At 39.1% G+C, this 9387-nt stretch carries 11 protein-coding genes; 2 read left to right on the forward strand and 9 right to left on the reverse strand.

Annotated features, from left to right (window positions below; all coding sequences use genetic code 11):
* The first annotated feature begins 26 nt into the window (after nt 1–26).
* Nucleotides 27–875 carry a phospholipase A gene (locus tag GQR44_RS02675; RefSeq protein WP_166368941.1) on the forward strand — a complete coding sequence of 283 codons (849 nt, stop codon included), beginning with the start codon at nt 27–29 and terminating at the stop codon, nt 873–875.
* A gap of 2 nt (nt 876–877) precedes the next feature.
* On the opposite strand, the gene GQR44_RS02680 is transcribed toward GQR44_RS02675, so the two are convergent.
* The 4 genes from GQR44_RS02680 to GQR44_RS02695 all read right to left on the reverse strand — a co-directional run bounded on the left by GQR44_RS02680 (nt 878) and on the right by GQR44_RS02695 (nt 5147).
* The gene (locus tag GQR44_RS02680; protein WP_166368943.1) at nt 878–2290 is read right to left on the reverse strand and encodes a GTPase/DUF3482 domain-containing protein; all 1413 of its coding nucleotides are present in this window, start codon (nt 2288–2290) and stop codon (nt 878–880) included.
* Nucleotides 2283–3743 (reverse strand): DUF2868 domain-containing protein, encoded by a 1461-nt coding sequence (locus tag GQR44_RS02685; RefSeq protein WP_166368945.1) that lies wholly within the window; start codon nt 3741–3743, stop codon nt 2283–2285. The genes GQR44_RS02680 and GQR44_RS02685 overlap by 8 nt, the downstream gene beginning before the upstream one ends.
* Nucleotides 3744–3759: 16 nt before the next feature.
* Complete coding sequence (gene trmH, locus GQR44_RS02690) at nt 3760–4446, reverse strand: tRNA (guanosine(18)-2'-O)-methyltransferase TrmH (protein WP_166368947.1); 687 nt, start codon at nt 4444–4446, stop codon at nt 3760–3762.
* A 113-nt stretch (nt 4447–4559) separates the two neighbouring features.
* Nucleotides 4560–5147, reverse strand: a complete 588-nt coding sequence (locus GQR44_RS02695; RefSeq protein ID WP_166368949.1) for a superinfection exclusion B family protein — start codon at nt 5145–5147, stop codon at nt 4560–4562.
* 285 nt (nt 5148–5432) lie between these two features.
* Here GQR44_RS02695 and oxyR point away from each other — a divergent pair, with 285 nt between their 5' ends.
* A complete protein-coding gene (oxyR, locus tag GQR44_RS02700; protein ID WP_166368951.1) occupies nt 5433–6335 on the forward strand; it encodes a DNA-binding transcriptional regulator OxyR in 903 nt (300 codons plus the stop codon).
* Between the two features lie 197 nt (nt 6336–6532).
* On the opposite strand, the gene rplQ is transcribed toward oxyR, so the two are convergent.
* From rplQ to rpsM, 5 genes are read right to left on the reverse strand one after another with little or no spacing between them, the layout of a single operon-like run.
* Nucleotides 6533–6913 (reverse strand): 50S ribosomal protein L17, encoded by a 381-nt coding sequence (gene rplQ / locus GQR44_RS02705; protein ID WP_028869287.1) that lies wholly within the window; start codon nt 6911–6913, stop codon nt 6533–6535.
* A 35-nt stretch (nt 6914–6948) separates the two neighbouring features.
* Nucleotides 6949–7935, reverse strand: coding sequence for a DNA-directed RNA polymerase subunit alpha (gene rpoA, locus GQR44_RS02710; protein ID WP_025565960.1), 987 nt, complete (start codon nt 7933–7935; stop codon nt 6949–6951).
* Nucleotides 7936–7960: 25 nt separating this feature from the next.
* Nucleotides 7961–8581 (reverse strand): 30S ribosomal protein S4, encoded by a 621-nt coding sequence (rpsD, locus tag GQR44_RS02715; protein ID WP_028869289.1) that lies wholly within the window; start codon nt 8579–8581, stop codon nt 7961–7963.
* A 33-nt stretch (nt 8582–8614) separates the two neighbouring features.
* Nucleotides 8615–9004: a 30S ribosomal protein S11 gene (gene rpsK / locus GQR44_RS02720; RefSeq protein ID WP_019613697.1), complete on the reverse strand. Its 390-nt coding sequence runs from the start codon at nt 9002–9004 to the stop codon at nt 8615–8617.
* A gap of 11 nt (nt 9005–9015) precedes the next feature.
* On the reverse strand, nt 9016–9372 hold the full coding sequence (gene rpsM, locus GQR44_RS02725) for a 30S ribosomal protein S13 (protein WP_028868863.1): 357 nt from the start codon (nt 9370–9372) through the stop codon (nt 9016–9018).
* Between the last annotated feature and the right edge of the window lie 15 nt (nt 9373–9387).

Below are 9387 nucleotides of genomic sequence, written 5' to 3' on the forward strand. Positions count from 1 at the left end.
ATATTATATTGTTAAGGTTAATTGTTATGCGTTACATCTATTTGGTATTGGTTTTTTTTAGTTCGATGGTTTTTTCGGAAACCAGGGCTATCGATGAACGTATCAAGGATGAAGCTAAAAGCGAACAATTTAATTTTTCAATTATACCGCATAAACCAAACTATATAATGCCGATTTATTTTAATGAAAAAATTGCAGACTATGCAATCTATCAAGGCAGCGATGGAAAAAGTAGCTCACAACGTACTGAAATAAAATTTCAAATTAGCCTTAAAGTACCACTATTTCAAAAAATCGGTAACTTGCCTATCTCTGGTTATGTTGCTTATACGCAGCTTTCTTATTGGCAAGCCTACAACACAGAGTACTCATCACCATTTCGTGAGACAAATTATGAGCCAGAAGCTTTTATATTGTGGGAGACGGATCAAGAATTAGGTTTGGGTTGGCGCTTTAAAGCGGCACAATTTGGATTTACACACCAGTCTAATGGCCGCACAGAGCCTACCTCTCGTAGTTGGAATCGTCTCGATGGTAGCTTACTCTTTGATAAAGGAAACTTAGTTGTCTCCATTAATCCTTGGTACCGGTTTGAAGATAGCGACGATGATAACCCTGATTTATTAGACTTTTATGGGCATGGGCAAATTATTACCGCTTATAAATACAATGAGCATGTTTATTCATTAACCAGTCGTAATAATATTGAAAGTGGTTTCAGTAAGGGATCAGTGACAGCCTCTTGGAGTTTCCCTATATACGGTAAAATAAAAGGCTATGTACAAGTTTTTTCTGGGTATGGCAACAGCCTTGTCGAGTATAACGAATACACTAATACAATAGGCCTAGGCATTTCTATTTCTGACTTTCTTTAACCTTAATTTTTATTGGTATTACTGTTGTTACTGTTACTAATAGCAGCTAGGCTCTCAGAAATTTGCTTTATTAATAGTTGTTTTTTAGCTTTTAATGGTGGCTGCTCACTATTATTGGAGGCTAACCATTGTGGATGTTGTCGAGCATTCTTAAGCCATTGGTTCCATGCTTTAGGCAACGCTGTTTTTTCTGAGTTTATCTGTGCCAGAGACAGTTTAGTCACACTCGCATGCCCGCGTTGCTGCAAGGCAATAAGTAAGCTCAATTGACGAGCCCATAAAATATTCAACGTCAAATCATCAGCACACAGATAACGATGCCCTTTAACTTTGGCATGTATTTCATCATAATAACGCTGCTTAACCCCCCATAATACTCCCATCACTCCGCCGGCAACCGCAGCGGCACCTAAAGTTAGCCCTGCTGCAACTAAGTCAACAGCAACACCAATACCTGCCCCTTTTACAAAGTTACTGGTTGCCTTGATACCAAACTCTTGTAAGTTATCAGTAGAAAAAAGATCTAACTCCCATTGGCCTTGTTGAATAGGTAAGTCATATTGGTCGATATCCTGTTGCTTGAATTGATATAACGCGAGCAATTGATTTAAAGTACTTGTTTCTAAATCACGGATTGACGCCTGCAGTTGATTGCTGGTTTTAGCGATACTTTGTTCATTGTTATCAGCTCTAAAACGACATGCTGCAGCTTCTACCAGTAATGTAGCAATTAATTGTTGCGCAGCTTTTTCACGCTGCTGCCACTGTACTTTTCTTTGCTCAATCAATGCTTCAAGTTGCTGGTCTCTATGTGCTAAAAGCGTTTGCATCTTCTGATAAATTTTCAGTTCATCTGAAAACCTAAACACAACGCTATCAAAGCTAACATGAGCATGCAGATTCAAACGCGCTAGTTGCGTTTGCCAATTACGCATATTATCACTACCAGCTTCAATAAAATTAAGCACTGGAATAATGGGTTTAGCCGCATAACTAAGAATTTTTAATTCATCTCGATACTTACCTAAAATAGGCTCTCTGATATCAATAACATAGAAGATAATATCATTGCTTAATAACGCTTTAAGGACCTTCAATTCTTGGCTTAATTCAGGATAGTTATTTTCATTTTTAATAAAAGATAACAGCCGATCAATACCATCATCGTGCTCTGAAATCGATTGCTCATCAATGACACTTAATAGATGAATAGAGTCTTCTAAACCAGGGGTATCGTAAATAACTAAATTATGGTTATCATCAACGCGAATTTCAGCCCCTTCAACATGACGAGTAGTACCAGCTTTATCGGCAATCTCACCAAAACTAGCATCTCGTAGTAGAGTACGAATTAAGGAGGTTTTACCTGTATTGGCATGACCAACAACGGCTACGGACAATAGATCTTTATCCATTTTTCACCTCCTGATGTATGTTGCTAGGAGTGACGCTTTGATTCAAGTAGCTGATGTATTGCGAGGAGATATTGACTTTAGCAGCGATCTCAACCCAATCCTCTAAGCGACTGGCTATTTTTGCTTTGTTAGCAGATTGCTCGCCGAATAAAAGTAAATACAACTGCACATTGCTTTTGTACTGACATTTTTTAGCAAAGCTCAACCAACCCCGATCTGGCACACGATTAACATCTACATACAAAATAACATGCTCAGCTGCCGATGATTTTAACGCAGAAAGTGCCGCTTGTTGGCTTGCATTATCTAATACATTAATTAAGTCGACTGAGTAATGTTTTAAAACATGTTTATCGGCTTGTTGAAGAATGCGTTGGTTAAGCTCAATAGCAATCGGATAAGCGTTTTCTGGCATCACTAATGATTGATTATATTGACTAGTTTCCTTGCCTTGGTGGTTATTAGGATTGGCTTTGTGCTGGTCGGCATCGCTAATAAAACTGGCTTTTCCAATGGGATGCAAAATATTTTTTAATTGGATGTAGTAGGCATCTGAAAGATCTAATTGAAAGTTCTTTTTCTTCTGTTTAATGCCTTGATAAAACACTAGCATTAAAATGATTCTAGGCAACAAAGCGTAAACTATTAGACTAAATATTAATAGGTTAGACCAGCTAATACGAATTTCTTGTGCTACTTGTAAAGGGTTAACAATACCAATACTAGCATGGCTCACATCACTAGGCGTAGGCACATTAATGGCTAAAAGGTTAGGTAGGTAAGTTAACCATTGGGTTAGCTTTAAGAAAGTATCTTCACTTAAAATAGTCGTTTGCCAAATAAAGTCTACTTGATGCGTTGCTAACACTAAAAATAATGACAAGGTTGCACCAAGTAAATAACAGCTCCACCATAAATGGCTAATCATTGATAACTGTACTCGCCCCATGTAAGCACCAAATTTATGTTCAAAATAGTATTGGAATAGGTCGATATAATGGATGTGTTTAGTTGTCACTTTATGCTGTAATTTATCCACCAAAGTCAGCATCGATAACAGCAAATTTGCTAACCACGGCAGACTCAATACATGGCGCTTAAAATACACAATACTCCAAATAATTAAAGACAAAATATTCGGCGCGATAAACAGCACAATAGCCCAAAAAAAGTTAATTTGAGTACCCGACTCATTGACTAAAAACTGCGAAACACTACTTGCACCTACGATCAAAAAAATCACACAGATTAGACCAATAGAAAACTTAAGTAGTTGTTGTAGATGTAGCAATACGGGACTAACTTGGTAGCGTAAATCTGCAAGTTGGGTACGCTTAGATAAAGCATCAGTAAGGTTTAAAGTACTATAATCTGCATTAAAACGATTAGATGGAGATGGTTTTTCAATGATACGAATGCCCTCCGTTAACAAACGGTTTTGGTATAAGTCCATTAAGTACTCCCTTTAATTATTTACGACCACGGATAGCATTCCACCAATCTTCTGATGCGTCAATCTGTCCTTGCTCATCAAGTGGTGGATAAGGCAGACTTTTCTCACGGCATAACTGTCGGTAAATAGGATGACCACCTTCAAATAAGATGCGATGTTGTTCTTCCTTAGGTAAACGAGAGGTTTGTTCATATAAACCCGCTATTTCTCTTTGTCGTTGTGCTTCATACATGATTAATGCAGAAGCCACTGATACATTCAAAGACTGACACATACCAACCATTGGAATAATCACATCTTGATCCGCTAAGGCTAAAGCTTCTTCACTAATACCATACTTCTCCTGCCCCATTATAATGGCAGTTGGTTTGGTATAGTCAACTTCACGAAAATCTATCGCGGTAGCAGATAAGTTAGTAGCAATAATTTGCATCCCCTGCTCACGCATCACAGCAATCGCATCCTGTGTTGTTTCGTGCGAATGAACATTAACCCACTTTTGGCTTCCTGAAGCAACGTTACGGGAAATTCGAGTACTATCAATGTCCCAAGTTGCATGCACATTATTAATCCCCATCGCATCAGCTGTACGCACTATAGCTGCTAAGTTATGTTGCATATGAACCTGCTCCATAAAAACGGTTAAATCAGGCTGGCGACGGTTTAACATGGTCGTTATTCGGGTAAAACGTTCGGGGGTCATAAGCTCTCACACAGGGACATGACAAAAGAGAGTATTATACAGAATTATTAACGGAGGCTAAAGGTGTGTCAAAAAACCAGACTGTTTTCTGACACAAGGTTCAATAAGAAAAATTATAAAGAGATATAATTATTACGGGCATATTGTGGGCGTGCAGCTTTTAATACTTCAGCTTCTGCTTCCGTTAATTTTCCGGTAGGTAATCCAATCACTTTATGGGTCAGCTGTTCTCGTGCGTCAATCGCAATGGAAAGCTTAATAATTCGGCTACTGCCTTTGATTTCTTGAGTTTCAAATGCAGGAGCAAGCACACCAGAGGCCAATAAATTACTTACAGCCGGCTCAGTCAGTGGTAATGCCAACACAGTTTTACGTTGAATAATAAATTCACGCAATAATGCTTTCTCTTCAAAGTCTAATTGGCGGATCATCTTATTACGTCGTGCTAACAAATGCTGGCTTTCATAATATTCAGTTAAACGACTGAATGAAGACGTCAGCACACGCGTCAATAAATAAGAACCTGTTAACAATGCCAGTATCCATAAATATGGGGCATAAGTATTGGGTAAAAGATCTGAATTATTCAGAGAAAATAAAGAACTAGGCATAACCAGTAATACGGCACAACTAAAACACATCCACATCATAGTCGTGGTAATACCTTGCTGTTCTGTCAAACGTTGAAATAATCTTTTCATGGTTAGCTCCTGCCAATAATTTGTCGTACGAAGCTATAAAAGCAGGAACTATGCCAGTATTATATTTAACAGGAAATTAGATTCTAACAATATCCCTTGAAGAGACGCCTTTATGTATCACAATCGTTTCCCTACAAGACTTATAATTTTTTATCTAAATGAAAACGAGTATAGGGAATGATAATCTCAATGTAGATCTGACATAATAACAGTTGAATCTGTTAGGGAGTGACACCATTATTGATATTACTCACCAGACAATAACAAAACCCTATAGGCTATATAATGAATTTTAGAGATCTTGAGTACTTAATTGCTTTAGAGGAATTAAAACATTTTCGTAAAGCAGCTGATAAATGTTTTGTTAGCCAGCCAACGCTGAGTGGTCAAATAAAGAAGTTAGAAGAAGAATTGAATGTGCAGCTAATGGAACGATCTTCACGTAAGGTTATTTTTACTCCCGCAGGCAACGACATTGTCGCAAAAGCAAAAACCATACTATTAGAAGCTAAATCACTGAAAGAAATAGCAAAAAGCCACAATGAACCAATGCGTGGTACATTACATATTGGACTTATTCCAACTGTGGCACCGTATTTATTACCGCTGATCGTCCCTGTTATGAAAGAAACTTTTCCTGACTTAGAGTTGTATTTACATGAGAATCAAACGGAAGTTCTACTCAAACAACTAGAAGAAGGTGAACTAGATTGCTTAATGCTAGCATTGTTACCAGGTATGGAGCATTTCAATCAATTAAATTTATATGATGAACCACTGGAATTGGCATTATCAGATAAGCATGCTTGGTCAAATAATCGTTTAATCAATTTACAAGAGTTAAGTGGCGAGCATGTATTAATGCTTGCTGATGGGCACTGTTTGAGAGATCAAGCAATGGGGTTCTGCTTTGCAGCGGGCGCTATTGAAGATAATAGCTTTAAAGCAACCAGCTTAGAAACACTACGCCATATGATCAGCGCTGAAAATGGCTTAACTCTGTTGCCACAATTAGCCATACCGTTAAACCGTTACCAATCAGGTGTAAAATACATTCCTTTTGAAGCGCCAATACCAACACGAACCATTACGCTGTTAAGTCGTAAAAATAGTGCACGTCAGACATGTTTTGATCAGTTAGCGGTATTAATCAACAAAGCGGTACAAACTAAGTTAGATGAGTATTAATAGCCTTTGATTATGTTAAAAGTAGATGTTAGCAGCAATCTGCATTAAATTTTATGAGATTATAAGAACAGATGGGGTTAGTGAGAATTAACCTCAACTAGATGGCTCTTAGCATTATCTGTGATGGATTTAGCTAAAATTAAGATACAAAAAAGCCGAACTTGCGTTCGGCTTTTTTCATGCAACTATAAAGAAACTTACGCTTCTTCGTCCGCTACAACTGGACGGTCTACAAACTGGATGTAAGCCATTGGAGCTTTATCGCCAGTACGGAAACCACATTTAATGATACTAGTGTAACCACCAGGACGAGTCGCGTAGCGAGGACCTAGTTCATTAAATAATTTTGCCACTACTGCATCATCACGAAGACGAGCAAAAGCTAGACGACGGTTAGCAACACTATCCGTTTTAGCTAGTGTAATTAATGGCTCAATTACACGACGCAATTCTTTTGCTTTAGGCACGGTAGTTTTAATAACTTCGTGCGTAGCAATAGAAATTGCCATATTACGAAACATAGCCTGACGGTGGCTGCTGTTTCGGTTAAGTTGACGTCCACTTTGACGATGGCGCATAACCTAATCCTTATTATTCGTAAATCGGTTTTAGACTAATCTTCAATTAAACTTGCTGGTGGCCAGTTTTCTAGGCGCATACCTAGTGACAGTCCACGTGAAGCAAGTACATCTTTGATTTCAGTTAGAGACTTCTTACCTAAGTTAGGTGTTTTAAGTAGCTCAACTTCAGTACGTTGTACTAGATCACCGATATAGTGAATCGACTCTGCTTTCAAACAATTAGCAGAACGAACAGTTAGTTCTAAATCATCTACTGGGCGTAAAAGAATTGGATCAAACTCAGGTTTTGCATCAACTACTGGTACTTCGTAAGTAGTGCGTAAATCAACAAATGCGTCTAATTGCTCAGCTAAAATTGTAGCTGCACGACGAATTGCTTCTTCAGGCTCTAAAGTACCATCAGTTTCCATATCGATAACAAGTTTGTCTAGATCGGTACGTTGTTCAACACGAGCTGATTCAACACTGTAAGCAATACGCTCAACAGGACTGAAAGTCGCATCTACTAATAGACGACCAATTGGACGCTCATCTTCTTCGCTATGAATACGTGATGAAGCTGGAACATAACCGCGACCTGATTCAATTTTAATACGCATGCTGATTTCAGCATTGCCCGTTAAATTACAGATCACATGTTCTGGGTTGACTATCTCTACATCACCATCATGAATGATGTCGCCTGCAGTAACAGGACCAGCGCCAGATTTAGTTAAACTAACTAAAACTTCATTTTTACCTTCAAGTTTAACAGCTAGACCTTTAAGGTTAAGAAGGATCTCTAGGATATCTTCTTGTACGCCTTCTTTGGTGCTGTACTCATGTTGTACACCATCAATCTCGACTTCTGTTACCGCTGTGCCAGGCATAGACGATAACAAAATACGACGAAGCGCATTACCTAAAGTGTGGCCAAAACCACGTTCAAGCGGCTCAAGAACCACTTTTGCTCTAGTTGTTGAAATTTGTTCGATATCAACTAATCTTGGTTTTAGAAAATCAATTACAGAACCCTGCATTTGTGCCCTCTCTTAACAGTTAACTTTACTTAGAGTAAAGTTCGATGATTAACTGTTCGTTAATCTCAGCAGATAAATCTGAACGTTCAGGTTGACGTTTAAACTCGCCTTCCATCTTCGTTGTATCAACTTCAACCCAAGCAAGGGCTTCACGTTGACCAGCGATTTCTAATGCAGCGCCAATACGTGATTGCTTTTTAGCTTTTTCACGAATTGCGATAACATCGCTAGGTTTAACGTTAAATGAAGGGATATTTACAACTTTACCGTTCACTAGAATAGCTTTATGGCTAACTAGTTGACGTGATTCAGCACGTGTTGCGCCAAAGCCCATACGGTATACAACATTGTCTAAACGACCTTCAAGAAGTTGAAGTAAGTTTTCGCCAGTGTTGCCCTGTAAACGAGCAGCTTCTTTATAGTAGTTACGGAATTGCTTTTCTAATACACCGTACATACGACGTACTTTTTGCTTTTCACGTAATTGTAAACCGTAGTCTGATAGACGTGGTTTACGCGCACCGTGTACACCTGGTGCGTTTTCGATTTTACACTTAGAATCGATCGCGCGGACACCTGATTTTAAGAATAAATCAGTTCCTTCACGACGGCTAAGCTTAAGCTTAGGACCTAAATATCTTGCCATTGTTCTTTCTCCAATTACCTTAGAAAGTTGCGATTAAACGCGACGTTTCTTTGGTGGACGACAACCATTATGTGGGATCGGTGTAACGTCAGTAATATTAGTTACACGGAAACCCGCCGCGTTTAGTGCGCGAATCGAAGATTCACGACCAGGTCCTGGTCCATTTACAAAAACTTCTACGTTTTTAAGGCCATACTCTTTTGCTGCTTCAGCAGCACGTTCAGCAGCAACCTGCGCAGCGAACGGAGTAGATTTACGAGAACCACGGAAACCAGAACCACCTGCAGTAGCCCAAGAAAGAGCATTACCTTGACGGTCTGTAATAGTTACGATTGTGTTGTTGAAAGAAGCATGGATATGTGCCATACCATCAGCAACTTGCTTTTTAACGCGCTTGCGAGCACGAGTTGGTGTTTTAGCCATGATCTCTTACCCTATTTCTTAATTGCTTTACGCGGACCTTTACGGGTACGAGCATTCGTTTTAGAACGCTGACCACGTACTGGCAAGCTGCGACGATGACGAAGTCCACGGTAACAACCAAGGTCCATTAGACGCTTGATGCTCATAGATACTTCACGACGTAAATCACCTTCAACGGCGAATTTAGCTACTTCTGTACGAAGAGCTTCGATTTGTGTTTCATCCAGATCTTTAAGCTTAGTAGATTCTGCAATGCCTGACTCTGCACAGATAATCTGTGAACGAGTCTTGCCAATGCCGAAAATAGCAGTTAATGCGATAACTGCATGCTTATGATCAGGAACGTTAATGCCAGCGATACGGGCCACTATGCACTCCTTAAA

This window comes from Psychromonas sp. SA13A (assembly GCF_011378715.1).
In the GTDB taxonomy this organism is placed as follows: Bacteria; Pseudomonadota; Gammaproteobacteria; order Enterobacterales; family Psychromonadaceae; genus Psychromonas.

Bases quoted from the DNA above. Each gene is read 5' to 3' on its own strand.
- GQR44_RS02675 (WP_166368941.1), top strand. From the start codon at position 27: ATGCGTTACATCTATTTGGTATTGGTTTTTTTTAGTTCGATGGTTTTT.
- GQR44_RS02680 (WP_166368943.1), bottom strand. From the start codon at position 2,290: ATGGATAAAGATCTATTGTCCGTAGCCGTTGTTGGTCATGCCAATACA.
- GQR44_RS02685 (WP_166368945.1), bottom strand. From the start codon at position 3,743: ATGGACTTATACCAAAACCGTTTGTTAACGGAGGGCATTCGTATCATT.
- trmH (WP_166368947.1), bottom strand. From the start codon at position 4,446: ATGACCCCCGAACGTTTTACCCGAATAACGACCATGTTAAACCGTCGC.
- GQR44_RS02695 (WP_166368949.1), bottom strand. From the start codon at position 5,147: ATGAAAAGATTATTTCAACGTTTGACAGAACAGCAAGGTATTACCACG.
- oxyR (WP_166368951.1), top strand. From the start codon at position 5,433: ATGAATTTTAGAGATCTTGAGTACTTAATTGCTTTAGAGGAATTAAAA.
- rplQ (WP_028869287.1), bottom strand. From the start codon at position 6,913: ATGCGCCATCGTCAAAGTGGACGTCAACTTAACCGAAACAGCAGCCAC.
- rpoA (WP_025565960.1), bottom strand. From the start codon at position 7,935: ATGCAGGGTTCTGTAATTGATTTTCTAAAACCAAGATTAGTTGATATC.
- rpsD (WP_028869289.1), bottom strand. From the start codon at position 8,581: ATGGCAAGATATTTAGGTCCTAAGCTTAAGCTTAGCCGTCGTGAAGGA.
- rpsK (WP_019613697.1), bottom strand. From the start codon at position 9,004: ATGGCTAAAACACCAACTCGTGCTCGCAAGCGCGTTAAAAAGCAAGTT.